This is a genomic window from Brucella tritici, assembly GCF_008932285.1.
Classification (GTDB): Bacteria; Pseudomonadota; Alphaproteobacteria; order Rhizobiales; family Rhizobiaceae; genus Brucella; species Brucella tritici.
The window spans coordinates 494,181-508,158 of sequence record NZ_WBVY01000001.1; the positions used below are offsets into that span (position 1 = coordinate 494,181).

Genomic DNA, 13,978 nt, shown 5'->3' on the forward strand with positions numbered 1-13,978 from the left:
ACAAATAGCTAAAGCGATTCCGACAGTTCCGTTTGACAGGAACCGCTTCAGACTAGCGAAACATAGTATCCAAAGAATAAATGCTGCGAATTGATGGCGCGACTCATATTCGCGCCATCACATCCTTTTGACCAAGGTTAATGCTCGTGATCGCAGGCGCCTTCAATGGCCAGCGATATATCGCCGTTCTCGGCAATAACCTGCCGATAGAAGCAGGAGCGGCGACCCGTATGGCAGGTTGGTCCGTCGCCCGCGACACGCACTTTCAGCCAGAGCGCGTCCTGATCGCAATCCGTGCGCAACTCGACCACGCTTTGCAGATTGCCCGATGTCGCGCCCTTCTTCCAGAGTGTGGAGCGCGAGCGCGACCAGTAATGCGCAATTCCCGTTTCGAGGGTAAGGCGCAGTGCTTCCTCGTTCATATGGGCGACCATCAGCAATTCGCCGTCACGCGCATCGGTAACGACGGCGGTGATGAGACCCGATGCATCGAAGCGCGGCATAAATGCCGCGCCTTCTTCAACGGCCTTCTTGTCGGAAGGCTGGGCAGGAAAGAAGCTCATTGTCTGCCGCTTATCTGCGGGTCAGGGTCATGAAACGCACCTGTTCCTCCGCATTCACCTGCATTTCGCCGGTAAACGTGGTGGTGATGGTCGTCGAACCCTGCTTGCGGATACCGCGCATGGCCATGCACATGTGCTCGGCCTCGATCATGACGGCAACGCCACGTGGCTTCAAAATGCGCTGGATGCTGTCGGCGATTTGCGCGGTGATGCTTTCCTGCGTCTGCAGGCGACGCGCGAAAATATCCACGACGCGCGCAATCTTGGAAAGGCCAACCACCTTGTGATCGGGCAGATAGGCGACATGCGCCTTGCCGATAATCGGCACCATATGATGCTCGCAATGCGAGTGGAACGAAATGTCCTTCACGAGGACAAGATCATTATAGCCGCCGACTTCCTCGAACACAGTGCCGAGGACTTCTTCCGGGCTTTCCGTATAGCCTGCGAACAGTTCCTTATAGGCCTTGGCAACGCGCTTCGGCGTCTCCAGAAGACCTTCGCGCTCCGGGTCGTCTCCGGCCCAAAGCAAAAGCGTGCGTACGGCTGCTTCTGCATCGGCCTGCGTCGGCTTGCCATGCAAAAGAGTTACATCTGCCTGCTTGTTCGGCAGGCCGGATTCGTCATCTTCTTTGAGGATGCGAGCGTCCATCAGTATTCTCCAGTAGTCTCCTTCAAGGAGGAGACGAGTTAAACGGACAATACAACGATGCGCTTTGCGAGCGGGCGATGTATTGATCCGGCGCTTGAGGCCACCGGACAGGTTTTCGTGCGACTGCCCCCGGGTCTGTGCTAATGTTACCCATGGCGCAGACGCTACCTGCCTATTATATAGACATTAAATTGCAACTTCAAACCGCAGTCGGGCGACAAAATTTTGTTTTTCTCCGGCAGAGCGGAAGGTTCGCCTCCATGATTGATGATATTTATAACAAACGCATCCTGGAATTTGCCGGAAACATGGAGCGTCTGGGGCGTATTCCAGAGCCCGATGCGGTCGCCAAGGTGCACTCCAAACTGTGCGGATCGACCGTTACCGTCTATCTGAAAATGGCTGACGGTATCGTGACCGATTTCGCGCATGAGGTGAAAGCCTGCGCACTTGGACAGGCATCTTCCTCCGTGATGGCGCGCAATATCATCGGCGCTTCAGCGGAAGAGCTGAAAGCGGTTCGCGATGAGATGTACAAAATGCTCAAGGAAGAAGGTCCGGCGCCGGAAGGGCGTTTTGCCGACCTGAAATATTTCGAGCCTGTCCGCGAATACAGAGCCCGCCACGCTTCCACATTGCTTACTTTCGATGCGGTCGTCGATTGCATCCGGCAGATTGAGGAAAAGGCCAAAGCTGCCTGATGTGTTCTTGCGGCAAGGATCACGCCGGTGAGGGCGCGCGGAAGCGCTATAGCCGGAATTTCACCGCCCCCTGGCGCAAGACACCGGGGAGGGTGATCGGCACTTCATTCGTGCGATTCTATCAGGTGACATTGTCGTCCCTTATCGGCAATTCCTGCCGCCATCTGCCAACCTGTTCCGAATATGCCTATGAAGCCATTGCCCGCTATGGCCTTTGGAGCGGCGGATGGATGGGACTTTTTCGCGTCATGCGTTGCGGACCGTTCGGAACCCATGGTTTCGATCCAGTGCCGCAAACACTCTCCAGCGATCTAAAATGGTATCTGCCCTGGCGGTATTGGCGCTGCTCGGCTTCTTAGGGCGTGCGTCTCCCGGCTTCCTCGAATTATCCGCATCTGTGAATTCTGACAGTTTTTTGTTAGCTGATTATAATTCATTAAGGATATCAACGTTTCATTGAGAATTGGGATTTAAGGCAGTGCTGTGGTCTTTTTCGGGCCGCAATTTGCCTGCATGTCCCCCCGGCGTCCTTATTCCTGTGAGCTGTTATGCTGAAATCATCGCCCCGCCTTTCGCGTCTCGTTGCATCCCTTGCGCTCAGTGCGAGTGTGCTTTGTACGTCTGCGGCGATGGCGAATACGTCCTGGATCGTTTTCGATGCAGATAGCGGGCGAATCCTTGGGCAGGATGATGCGAATGTGCAGCGCGCACCTGCCTCGCTGGCCAAGATGATGACGCTTTATCTGGCTTTCGAGGGTCTCAAGACGGGCACGCTGCATTGGGACGATGCAATGCCTGTATCGAAAAATGCGGCTGCAAAGGTTCGCATGAAGCTCTGGCTGAAGCCCGGCGAAACGATCACCGTCCGCGATGCGATCAATGGGATGATTATCGTGTCGGCCAATGATGCGGCGACGGTCATGGGCGAATATATCGCTGGATCGGAAGCGGCTTTTGGCCGGTTGATGACGCAGCGTGCGCGCCAGATCGGCATGAAGAGCACTTTCTTCGTCAATCCATCGGGTCTGACGGCGAAGTCGACCCAGCTTACGACTGCGCGAGATATGGCCGTTCTTGGCATGGCGCTTCGCCGCGATTATCCCGAACAATATGAGCTGTTCTCGCAGCGCTCCTTCACTTTCCGCGACCGTGTGCGCAACGGCCACAACAATCTGATGTATCGCTATCAGGGCGTCGATGGCATCAAGACCGGCTACACGGATGTATCGGGTTATAACCTCGTTTCCTCTGCCGTCATCAACGACAAGCATCTTGTCGGCGTTGTACTGGGGGCTGGATCGGCGCGGCAGCGCGACGACCAGATGGCGAAACTGCTAACCCGGTTCGGTACTCAAGGCACTGAGGCCAAGGGGCAGCTCGTTGCAATGGCGAAGCCGCAGCCTGTCGCCAAACAGGCAGCTCCGACCCAGCCGAAAGCAGACGCAGTAGCAGACCTGATCGATGATTCCCGCATTGAGCAGGGCGATGGCGGCTTCCTGATTGCTTCTGCCGCCGCCGGTGCATCGGCCTGGACGATCCAGCTTGGCGCTCCTCCGACACTTGCCGGTGCCAAGGAGCTGCTGGCCAAATACCGTCCCGCAGTCGACAAGGTCGCGCCGGGCCTGAAAGCTGAAATTTCGCCTGCCGAAAAGCGCCGCAAGGTCTATCGTGCGCGTTTTTCCGGTTTCAAGGACTCTGCATCCGCCGAAAAGGCATGCTCGCAGCTGAAGCAGCAGAAGATCGACTGCCTCCCGATCCGGAACTGATTTCATTTCGTTTGCACAGATGAGCGCGACCTGACGCTGTCAGTCTGTCGCGCTTTACTGGCTGGGCAAAAAAGACTAGAACCCAACCTTCATTTTCATACGCATGAACCCACCCGCAATCGTTGGCGGGACTGGATAAGGATGATCAGAATGTCGAATACCGTTTCCATGCAGTTTCCCGATGGCTCTGTGCGTGAATACGATGCGTCGATGACCGGCGCGGGCCTCGCTGAATCGATTTCCAAATCTCTCGCAAAAAAAGCTGTTGCCTATGCCGTCGATGGCACCGTGCGCGATCTTTCCGATCCTCTCGGCGCTTCCGGCAAGATTGAGATTCTGACGCGCGAAGACCCGCGCGCGCTCGAACTCATTCGTCACGATACGGCGCACGTACTGGCAGAAGCTGTGCAGGAGCTTTTTCCGGGCACGCAGGTTACCATTGGCCCCGTTATCGAGAACGGCTTCTACTACGACTTTGCGCGCAATGAACCGTTCACGCCCGACGATCTTCCCGTGATCGAAAAGAAGATGCGCGAGATCATTCAGCGCAACAAGCCTTTCACCAAGGAAGTCTGGTCGCGTGAAAAAGCCAAGCAGGTTTTTGCCGACAAGGGCGAGAACTACAAGGTCGAGCTGGTGGAAGCCATTCCGTCCGGGCAGGACCTCAAGATCTACTATCAGGGCGACTGGTTCGATTTGTGCCGTGGCCCGCATATGGCCTCAACCGGTCAGATCGGCAATTCCTTCAAGCTCATGAAGGTCGCCGGTGCTTACTGGCGCGGTGATTCCAACAATCCGATGCTGACCCGCATCTACGGCACTGCTTTCGCCAACGACAACGATCTTCAGGCCTATCTCCATATGCTTGAAGAAGCTGAGAAGCGCGATCACCGCCGCCTCGGCCGTGAAATGGACCTGTTCCATTTCCAGGAAGAGGGACCAGGCGTCGTGTTCTGGCACGCCAAGGGCTGGAAGATGTTCCAGAATCTGGTGAGCTATATGCGTCGCCGCCTCGACAGCCACGGTTATCAGGAAGTGAACGCGCCGCAGGTGCTCGACAAGTCGCTCTGGGAAACTTCTGGCCACTGGGGCTGGTATCGCGACAACATGTTCAAGGTGACTGTCGCGGGTGAAGAAACCGACGACGATCGCGTCTTTGCGCTGAAGCCGATGAACTGCCCCGGCCATGTGATGATCTTCAAGCATGGCCTCAAGTCCTATCGCGACCTGCCGATCAAGCTTGCTGAATTCGGCAATGTGCACCGCTATGAGCCTTCAGGCGCATTGCACGGCCTGATGCGCGTGCGCGGCTTTACGCAAGACGATGCACACATCTTCTGCACCGAAGAACAGATGGCTGCGGAATGCCTGCGCATCAATGACCTGATCCTGTCGGTCTACAAGGATTTCGGTTTCGAAGAGATCACCATCAAGCTGTCGACCCGTCCTGAAAAGCGCGTCGGCTCGGATGAGCTCTGGGATCGTGCCGAAAGCGTGATGATGTCGGTGCTGGAAAAGATCCAGCAGCAGTCCAACAACATCAAGACCGGCATTCTGCCGGGCGAGGGCGCTTTCTACGGTCCGAAATTTGAGTATACGCTGAAGGACGCCATCGGCCGTGAATGGCAGTGCGGCACCACGCAGGTGGATTTCAACCTGCCGGAACGCTTTGGCGCCTTCTATATCGACAAGGATTCGGAAAAGCGCCAGCCGGTGATGATTCACCGCGCAATCTGCGGTTCGATGGAACGCTTCCTCGGCATCCTGATCGAAAATTTCGCCGGTCACATGCCTTTGTGGTTTGCTCCAGTGCAGGTTGTCGTCGCCACGATCACCTCGGATGCCGACGAATATGCAGCGCAGGCCGCAGCCAAGCTGAAAGCCGCTGGACTGCAGGTTGCGACCGATCTGCGCAACGAGAAGATCAACTACAAGGTTCGTGAGCATTCCTTGCAGAAGGTTCCGGTGATCCTCGTCTGCGGTAAGCGCGAAGCCGAAGAGAACACGGTCAATATGCGCCGTCTTGGTTCGCGAGATCAGGAATCCATGACGCTTGATGAAGCCATCGCACGGCTGGTGGAAGAGGCGACCCCGCCCGATCTGCTCCGCCTCAAGAACGGTGGCTAACACAATAAAAAGGCCGCGCATTGCGCGGCCTTTTGCTTTTGCAGATAGCTTAAGTTCAATCCATGCTGTCTTGGACAGATTCGGATTCGCCATTGGCGACGACTTCAACCTCTTCATTCTTGCCGGAAGAAACCTTGAAATCCCGCTGGTAGATGCGGTCCTTGTTCTTGGCGACGGCAACATAATCGCCTTCGATAAGTACCATCGATGAATAAGCGCCAGCGCTTTCGCGCACCACATCGCCGGAAGCATTCAGGATGGACCAGGACGTATCGGCAAGTGCCTCGCCACCGCGCTCGCGCACAAGCTTCAACGTCACTTCCGCGGCGCGATGCTGGACAGTCGCTTCAGTCAGCTTTCCCGCTTCCACACGGATATCGGCCCGAATGGTGGCGTTCGCCGTGCCATAGTTGGAAACAACGTGATAGGTGCCGCTGTTGAGGCGAATGACCGCGTTCGGCTTGACGTCAGGCACGATCAGCGAACGATCATTGTTGTCTTCGTCGGCATAGATAGAAAACCGCAGGAGATCGTCATTGATCTTGCCACCATCGGGCAGAATCGCACTGAGCTTCATTCCACCTGCATCGAGCATCATTATTTCATGACGGGTCGCATTGCCGACGGTAATCCGCTTGGTGGCTCCGGCACGCCCATAGGCCACATGCACCAGATAGCTGCCTTCCGGCAGATTGAACACGGCGCTACCGCCCTGTGCGCTTGCGATGAGCGGCAATTGACCATCAGCTCCGACGTCAGGCGAAAATACGCGCCATACGAGACCTGTCGGAATATCACCGCCACTTTCACTCAGCCGCGCCTTGAGATCGAGTTCACGCGTCTGGATAAGCGGATTGTTCTCGGGGCTGGACGGAGAGGCGTAAGTGTTCAACGTCGGGAGATTGAGCGGCGGCGGCGGTAGGTCCGGCAGGCCGGTCGTTGTGGTCTGCAACTGTGGGATATTTGTCTGCGGATCAAGGCCCTGAGCCGTGGATGGCACTGCACTGACGGCAAGCAAAATCGCTGTTACAAACGATCCGCCGCGCAGGGCATTTTTTCTCTTTGGATAAAACAGGTTCAAGCGATCCGACATGCAGTATTTTTGAGCCTATGCGGGTGGCGAATTCAAGGCCAAATTGCTTCCGGCACACGCATTTTTCTAACTTCCTGCAATTAATCCATCCCCGAATTTTAACTTTACAGTTCGGATGCAACGGGCGAGAAGAAGCAGCTCCCGAATAAGTGGAGCAAGATAAGCAGCATTTTAATAACGAGGTTACCGTGGCCCATCCGGTGTTTGATTTTCTGGCGCAGCGCAGTTCCACCCCGATTTCGGCGATTTCCGAGCCAGCACCCGAGGGCGAGGAACTTGCAGCCTTGCTGAAAGTTGCAGCACGTGTGCCTGATCACGGACGCCTGACGCCCTGGCGTTTCATCCTGTATCGCGGTGATGCACGGCTGAAAGTCGGCGAGTATCTTGCTCAGCGTGCTGAAGAGATCGAAGGTCCGATGCCAGAAGGGCGGAAGGAAAAAGAGCTGACACGTTTTTCGCGCGCGCCGCTCGTTGTCGGCGTGGTGTCATCGCCCGTCGCACATGAACGCATTCCGGAATGGGAACAGTTCCTTTCGGCGGGCGCTGTCGCGATGAACCTATGCACGGCTGCCAGCGCGCTTGGATATGCCAGCAACTGGATTACAAACTGGTATTCAGATGACGCACCCGCCCGCGCTTTTCTGGGACTGGCACCCAATGAACGTGTTGCCGGATTCGTCCATATCGGAACGGCAGCAAACAAGATGCCAGAACGCCCGAGAGCCGATATGGACAAGATTGTGACTGAATATTCCGGTCCATGGACGCAAGCTTAGAGTCGACTCCAACAAGACTTGCTAATCAACGGATAAACATATGTTTTATGAACCAAGGGAAGGGCACCCGCTGCCCCATAATCCGTTCAAGGCAATCGTCGCCCCGCGCCCCATTGGTTGGATCGGGACGCAGTCGAAAGAGGGCGCCGTCAATCTCGCGCCCTACTCTTTCTTCAACGCGATCTGCGACACGCCGCCGATGGTTATGTTTTCATCGAGCGGCGCAAAGGACAGCGTTTCGTTCATTGAAGAAACCGGCGAGTTCACCGTAAATCTGGTGAGCGATCATCTGAGAACACAGATGAATGCCTCATCCGTCAATGCGCCTCGCGGGATCAGCGAGTTTGAATATGCCGGATTAACCAGAGCGCCAAGCAGGCTTATCGCGGCCCCACGCGTCAAGGAAGCTTATGCCGCTCTTGAATGCGTTGCTGTGGAAATCAAGCGATTGCAGGACAAGGAGGGCAGGCCGACCGATAATTACATGGTGATTGGCGAAGTCGTCGGCGTGCATATCGATGAACAGGTTCTGACCGACGGTCTCATCGATATCGCGAAGGCCAGACCTGTCAGCAGACTCGGTTATATGGATTTCGCAACAACGGAAAACGTCTATCAGATGTTCCGCCCAAAATGGGAAGATGAGAAATAGGCCGATTGAGCACTCCAGCAAAAGTGTGAAACGGTTTTGCGTCCGAAAATGCGTAAAAACAAATAGTTAGAGGCCCTTTTTCTTGGCTTCGCCCCAGATCGCTTCCATTTCATCGAGGGTAGCGGCATCAAGGTCGCTTCCGGTTTCACCAAGTGTTCTTTCGATGAAATGGAACCGCCGCTTGAATTTCTCATTGGCGGCGACGAGTGCAGTTTCCGCATCAATTTCGAGATGGCGGCCAAGATTGACCATGGCAAACAGCAAGTCGCCATATTCCTCTTCGATATCCGCGCGCTCCTTCGCCGCCATAGCTTCCTTCAGCTCTGCGGTTTCCTCGGCGATCTTGTCGAGGATCGGCGCTGCCTCAGACCAGTCGAAGCCGACTTTCGCGGCTTTCTGCTGAAGCTTCAGCGCACGCAGCAGGGCAGGGAACGCTTGTGGAATATCGTCCAGAAAGCCATTCTTCTCGGTCGTTTCCAGCCCGAGTTTTGAGCGCCGTTCAGCCCGCTCAGCCTTCTCTTCCGCCTTGATGCGATTCCACGAGCCCTTGGCCATGCCGGCACTTCTGGCTTCAGCGTCGCCAAAGACATGCGGATGCCGCCTGATCATCTTATGCGTGATGGCTTCCACGACATCACCGAATGCAAAGCTGCCCTGTTCTTCGGCCATGCGTGAATGGAACACCACTTGCAACAGCAGATCGCCAAGCTCTTCGCGCAGATCGTCCATATCGTTGCGCTCTATAGCATCGAGGACTTCGTAAGTTTCCTCAAGCGTATAAGGCATGATGGTTTCGAAACTCTGCTCCACATCCCACGGACAGCCGGTTTCAGGATCGCGGAGCGCTGCCATGATTTCCAGAAGGCGATCAATATTGCGGGATGGTTTCATCATCGCTCCGTCAAACTTCGCTGATCTACTGCAACCATTCAAGAGAATCGCACCTGATGGCTTGAAGTCTCTTACTGATTTTGCATAGTCAGCCGGGGATCGCACATCGGGGCGGTATGTTCAACAAGCGGATACATAAACGATGACAATTCTTGTGACTGGCGGCGCTGGCTATATCGGTTCGCACACCTGTGTTCAGCTCATCGAGGCAGGCCACGACGTCGTTGTGGTCGACAATTTTGACAACAGCCATCCGGAAGCCCTGCATCGCATCGAAAAGATTACCGGGCGCGCACCGCGCCGGGAAGCAGGTGATATAAGAGATCGCGCTTTTCTGGAACAGGTGATCCGGCATCACAAATGCACCGCTGTCATTCACTTTGCAGGTCTGAAAGCCGTTGGAGAATCGAGCGAAAAGCCGATGCTCTATTATGATTGCAATGTGGTCGGTACGCTCCGCCTGCTGCAGGCGATGGAAGCAACCGGCGTCAAGACTTTGGTTTTCAGCTCATCCGCCACGGTTTATGGCGATCCGCAGAAATTGCCTATCACCGAAGACCAGCCGCTAACGGCAACAAATCCCTACGGCCGTACCAAGCTTGTCATTGAGGACATGCTTCGCGATATTTATAACGGCGACAAGAGCTGGAAGATTGCCATCCTGCGTTATTTCAACCCGGTCGGTGCGCATGAGAGTGGCCTGATCGGCGAAGATCCAAAGGGCATTCCGAACAATCTGATGCCAATTATCGCGCAGGTCGCCACCGGTCGTCGTGAGAAACTAAATGTCTGGGGCAATGATTATCCGACGCCTGACGGCACCGGTGTTCGCGACTATATCCATGTAGTGGATCTGGCTGCCGGTCACCTGAAAGCACTCAAGAAGCTCGATGAGCCGCAGTGCTTTTCGGTCAATCTGGGCACGGGGCAGGGCTATAGCGTTCTCGACGTGGTAAAGGCATTCGAGCATGTTTCGAACCGCGAGATCAAATACGAGATTGCACCGCGCCGCCTGGGCGATGTAGCGGAATGCTATGCCGATCCGAGTTTTGCCCGCGACTTCCTTGGCTGGTCTGCTGAGAAGAACCTGCGCGAAATGTGCCAGGATATGTGGCATTGGCAATCGAAAAATCCCAACGGCTACGAGTAAACCGAACCGGGCTGAAATGGCTTGCTGTTCGAGATATTATCTCGAAAGTGTGAGTCATTTCCCGACATCCGAGGGATTGCAACTCCTTCCGAGAGGTTTATGAACGGGCATAAGCTCGGTAGCCCTATCACTCAAGCAGGCGTTGCGTTCCGCCATGCCTGCAAGATTGGACGATATAATGCGCTTTCTGCCTGACAAATTCACCAGCATGCTGATCGTGACCATCCTGATTGCATCTGTGCTTCCCGTCCGCGGTGAATTTGCAGACTGGTTTGCGATAGCCACGAAATTTGCGGTTGGGCTTTTGTTCTTCCTGCATGGCGCCCGGCTCTCGCGCGAGGCTGTGGTCGCAGGCATAACGCACTGGAGACTGCATCTGGCAGTCCTTTCGTCGACGTTCATCCTGTTTCCGATCCTCGGTCTGGTAGCAGGTTGGACCATTCCCGGCTTGTCACAGTCGGCTTTCTATACAGGCATCCTCTTTCTCTGTGTGTTGCCTTCGACGGTCCAGTCGTCCATCGCCTTCACCTCGATTGCGGGCGGCAATGTCTCAGCCGCAATCGTGTCGGCGTCAGCATCGAACATTTTTGGCATGTTTCTCACGCCGCTTCTGGTTGGCCTGTTATTCGCTGTCAAAGGCGGCGGCGGAATATCGATCGACGCACTGGAATCCATTCTGCTGCAACTGCTCGCACCATTCGTGCTCGGACAGATTCTACAGCCATGGATCGGCAATTTCATGCGCCGCCACAACAAGGGACTCGGCTTTGTTGATCGCGGCTCCATCCTGATGGTGGTCTATCTGGCCTTCAGCGAAGCTGTAGTCGAAGGCCTTTGGCGCACCGTGTCGTGGGACGATCTCGGCATGATGGTGGGCGTCAACATCGTCCTGCTGGTCGCCGTGCTGCTCGCCACCTGGTACGGCAGCAAGTTGCTCGGTTTCAACCGTCCAGACCGCATCACGATCATGTTCTGCGGATCGAAAAAGAGCCTTGCCAGCGGTGCACCGATGGCAAGCGCGATTTTTGCCGGTGCGAATGTCGGCAGCATTGTTCTACCCTTGATGCTCTTTCACCAGATTCAGCTTATGGCCTGCGCCGTGATCGCGAGAAAGCTTGGCGATCATAGAGAACACGACGAGCGCGTTACTGCCGCTGCGGAGTAGGGGTCTCTGCAAGTCTGTCCCGGCTATTTTTCGGGGAACAGGAAGGTAGTTACAAAGCGGGCTCCCCATTTGGGACCGTCCGATGGTGCTTCGGCATAATATCGCGCGGACACGCCAATGCTGACCCGTTGTTCTCCAAACTTGAAGACCTTCGATATGCCAGCGTTTATTGGCACGGTCCACTGTTCTGAAGTCCAGTCATAGGATGTTTCCGATGATAAGTTCAGTGCTGTCGTATCGGGAAATGTATAGGTAAGAAATGGCTGGATAAAGCTCTGGCTGACGGCATCGCGGTCGCTGTGCCCGGCATATGACCATATATGGTTGGCCAACGCGCCATAGGTCCAGCCGCCTTGTTGTTTAAGAATGACGCCGGTAGGGCCTGCGCCCCATTTTCCAGTTCCAAGCTCGCTATTGGTAGCGGTTGGCCACAAGAATACCGGACCGACACCCCAGGTTATGCCGTCTACAGACTGGGCAGGCGAAAAGAAGAAGCTCTGTTCTGTATCGCTCAGTCCGAAACGATTGTCGAAACCGGCCGCTGGAGCCTGCTGGTAAACGATCGGAACTATCGTGCGGACAATGAGGTTCCAGTCCTCATTCAGTGAAAATGGAACAACCGGCTGAATGTTGAGTGTGTATCGGTAAGAGTCCTTAGGGCCAAAACAGCAATCGTAATTACTCTGGAATGGTACGCTTATAAGGCTGGAAATGGGATTGGCCAGCTTCCTGGCCAGTTCCTGGTCTGCATCGGCATATGCGTGGGTAATGCCAGCCGCCATAGCACCTAAAAAGACAAATGGTTTCAAATTTGAACTGCACATCTGAGCCTCATTGTGAAAAACAACACCCGAATAAAATTCGCCATAAGAATAATATTAATCAATCGCCAGGATAGATTTTTCCTTTAAATACTTGATATATTCACAGTTCTAATAATAATATTAGAGATATCTACTTAAGATATAAAAGAAATAACCATCCCACGCGGCGCTTGCGGGAACAACGGGATCGGCGTAGGAGAGCGAGCAGGGGACTACTCTCGTATTGCGGGTTTCTGGCCCTCATATCGAATATGTTCTAACGAGATTTGCGCGGTTGTTGCGCTGTCTTTGCACATGTGCCTGTGCAAGACCGGAAAGGCAGATATCAATGGCTGAAGACGACAAATCGGCTTTCGATCAGGAAGCGCTTGCAGAAGCCTATAACCGGGCGCTCGCGCTGGAAAAAGCCGGCGATTTCGATGCTGCTGCCAAGGCTTATGAAGATGTGCTGCGCATCGACCCCGAGGACCATGGCGGCGCTGCCGTACGGCTTGCGAGCATGGGGCGCGGTGCGGTGCCGCTGAAGGCGCCGGATGCCTATGTTTCGACGCTTTTCGATCAGCATGCCGAAATGTTCGATACGATCCTTGTTGACCAGCTCGGTTACGACGTTCCGCTTCAACTGCGGGAAATGCTTCTCGACATGGACGACGAACTTTTCGCAGAACGCATGCTCGATCTGGGCTGTGGCACTGGCTTATCCGCTGATGCGCTCGACGACATGGCCGGACATAAGACCGGCGTCGATATTTCTGAGAACATGATCGAAGTCGCTTACGAAAAAGGCGACTATCAGGCGCTGTTCGTTGGCGAAGCTGTTCGTTTTCTCGAAACGACCGGCGAACCGCAATGGGGCCTGATCGTTGCCACCGACGTTTTGCCTTACATGGGTGAACTCGACAAATTCTTCGCAGGTGTAGCCGCGCATCTGTCATCCGGCGGACATTTCGGCTTCTCCAGCGAGACACTCGACGATACGCGACTGGCCGGGCGCGCATTCATGGTCGGAGATTATCAGCGCTTTGCGCATGCACAATCCTATGTGCGTGCCATGCTCGACAATCACGGAATGGATTGTGTGCGTTGCGACGATATTGTCGTACGCAGCGAGCAAGGAGCGCCAGTTCCAGGCCATCTCTATATCGCTCGGCGTCGTTAGAGCATGTCTCCCGAAAGCAGGAAATGCTCTAATATTCTGGACTGACATTCTGGACTGACATTCAGGGCTCACATCGAGCCTTGAAGGATCCTAGCCAGTCTCGCGGCTCCCCAAATTCCAGACCGGATCAATATCGGATAGTTCCATAATCTATCTTATGTGATCGACGTGTATCGTTGAAAATCGGCCGTTTGTATCCTGCCCTAATATCGATGGGACGAGCAAGCTGCCTGCTTTGCATCGTTGATTTCAATCATTTCGAAGAATCGCATGACGTGGGAAACACACCCTGTATCACGGCGATCTGTCTTGGCATCTAAGACCAAAGCATGCGTGTACTGTCGGTCCATATAGGTTATTACCCGGGCGGCATCGTAGTTCGCAAATGATCGGTAGCAGTATCTTGCTTTCGAGACGGCGAGCGCCATTTCCGGCTCAAGCCCGAATGGGACAACCCGG

Annotated in this window: 14 protein-coding genes; 9 read left to right on the top strand and 5 right to left on the bottom strand. The window is 54.8% G+C overall.

Translation table 11 applies throughout. The features are described 5' to 3' along the window. Nucleotides 1–137: 137 nt before the first annotated feature. On the bottom strand, nucleotides 138–563 hold the full coding sequence (hisI, locus tag F9K94_RS02485) for a phosphoribosyl-AMP cyclohydrolase (RefSeq protein ID WP_151643453.1): 426 nt from the start codon (nucleotides 561–563) through the stop codon (nucleotides 138–140). Between the two features lie 10 nt (nucleotides 564–573). Beyond that, nucleotides 574–1,215 (bottom strand): GTP cyclohydrolase I FolE, encoded by a 642-nt coding sequence (gene folE / locus F9K94_RS02490; RefSeq protein WP_006466810.1) that lies wholly within the window; start codon nucleotides 1,213–1,215, stop codon nucleotides 574–576. Between the two features lie 260 nt (nucleotides 1,216–1,475). Here folE and F9K94_RS02495 point away from each other — a divergent pair, with 260 nt between their 5' ends. The 4 genes from F9K94_RS02495 (at nucleotide 1,476) to thrS (ending at nucleotide 5,809) form a co-directional block, all read left to right on the top strand. Continuing rightward, nucleotides 1,476–1,916 carry an iron-sulfur cluster assembly scaffold protein gene (locus F9K94_RS02495; protein WP_151643455.1) on the top strand — a complete coding sequence of 147 codons (441 nt, stop codon included), beginning with the start codon at nucleotides 1,476–1,478 and terminating at the stop codon, nucleotides 1,914–1,916. Then, nucleotides 1,916–2,275, top strand: coding sequence for a membrane protein insertion efficiency factor YidD (yidD, locus tag F9K94_RS02500; RefSeq protein WP_151643457.1), 360 nt, complete (start codon nucleotides 1,916–1,918; stop codon nucleotides 2,273–2,275). The genes F9K94_RS02495 and yidD overlap by 1 nt, the downstream gene beginning before the upstream one ends. Before the next feature lie 189 nt (nucleotides 2,276–2,464). Beyond that, a complete protein-coding gene (locus F9K94_RS02505) occupies nucleotides 2,465–3,682 on the top strand; it encodes a D-alanyl-D-alanine carboxypeptidase (RefSeq protein WP_151643459.1) in 1,218 nt (405 codons plus the stop codon). 150 nt (nucleotides 3,683–3,832) lie between these two features. Next, nucleotides 3,833–5,809 carry a threonine--tRNA ligase gene (gene thrS, locus F9K94_RS02510; protein WP_151643461.1) on the top strand — a complete coding sequence of 659 codons (1,977 nt, stop codon included), beginning with the start codon at nucleotides 3,833–3,835 and terminating at the stop codon, nucleotides 5,807–5,809. 55 nt (nucleotides 5,810–5,864) lie between these two features. Here the strand turns inward: thrS and F9K94_RS02515 are convergent, their stop codons facing one another. Then, nucleotides 5,865–6,902 carry a hypothetical protein gene (locus tag F9K94_RS02515; RefSeq protein WP_061346306.1) on the bottom strand — a complete coding sequence of 346 codons (1,038 nt, stop codon included), beginning with the start codon at nucleotides 6,900–6,902 and terminating at the stop codon, nucleotides 5,865–5,867. A 188-nt stretch (nucleotides 6,903–7,090) separates the two neighbouring features. Here F9K94_RS02515 and F9K94_RS02520 point away from each other — a divergent pair, with 188 nt between their 5' ends. After that, on the top strand, nucleotides 7,091–7,678 hold the full coding sequence (locus tag F9K94_RS02520; RefSeq protein WP_061346305.1) for a nitroreductase family protein: 588 nt from the start codon (nucleotides 7,091–7,093) through the stop codon (nucleotides 7,676–7,678). A 40-nt stretch (nucleotides 7,679–7,718) separates the two neighbouring features. Next, entirely contained in the window at nucleotides 7,719–8,330 is a 612-nt protein-coding gene (locus F9K94_RS02525) for a flavin reductase family protein (RefSeq protein ID WP_061346304.1), read from the top strand. 66 nt (nucleotides 8,331–8,396) lie between these two features. On the opposite strand, the gene mazG is transcribed toward F9K94_RS02525, so the two are convergent. Then, the gene (gene mazG, locus F9K94_RS02530) at nucleotides 8,397–9,221 is read right to left on the bottom strand and encodes a nucleoside triphosphate pyrophosphohydrolase (RefSeq protein ID WP_151644114.1); all 825 of its coding nucleotides are present in this window, start codon (nucleotides 9,219–9,221) and stop codon (nucleotides 8,397–8,399) included. A gap of 142 nt (nucleotides 9,222–9,363) precedes the next feature. On the opposite strand from mazG, the gene galE reads away from it, so the two are divergent. Both galE and F9K94_RS02540 read left to right on the top strand, forming a co-directional pair. After that, nucleotides 9,364–10,371 (top strand): UDP-glucose 4-epimerase GalE, encoded by a 1,008-nt coding sequence (galE, locus tag F9K94_RS02535; protein ID WP_151643464.1) that lies wholly within the window; start codon nucleotides 9,364–9,366, stop codon nucleotides 10,369–10,371. 178 nt (nucleotides 10,372–10,549) lie between these two features. Next, nucleotides 10,550–11,536, top strand: coding sequence for a bile acid:sodium symporter family protein (locus tag F9K94_RS02540; RefSeq protein ID WP_151643466.1), 987 nt, complete (start codon nucleotides 10,550–10,552; stop codon nucleotides 11,534–11,536). Between the two features lie 23 nt (nucleotides 11,537–11,559). Here the strand turns inward: F9K94_RS02540 and F9K94_RS02545 are convergent, their stop codons facing one another. After that, nucleotides 11,560–12,360 (bottom strand): hypothetical protein, encoded by an 801-nt coding sequence (locus F9K94_RS02545; RefSeq protein WP_151643468.1) that lies wholly within the window; start codon nucleotides 12,358–12,360, stop codon nucleotides 11,560–11,562. A 328-nt stretch (nucleotides 12,361–12,688) separates the two neighbouring features. Here F9K94_RS02545 and F9K94_RS02550 point away from each other — a divergent pair, with 328 nt between their 5' ends. After that, nucleotides 12,689–13,519, top strand: coding sequence for a methyltransferase (locus F9K94_RS02550; protein ID WP_151643470.1), 831 nt, complete (start codon nucleotides 12,689–12,691; stop codon nucleotides 13,517–13,519). Nucleotides 13,520–13,978 lie beyond the last annotated feature (459 nt).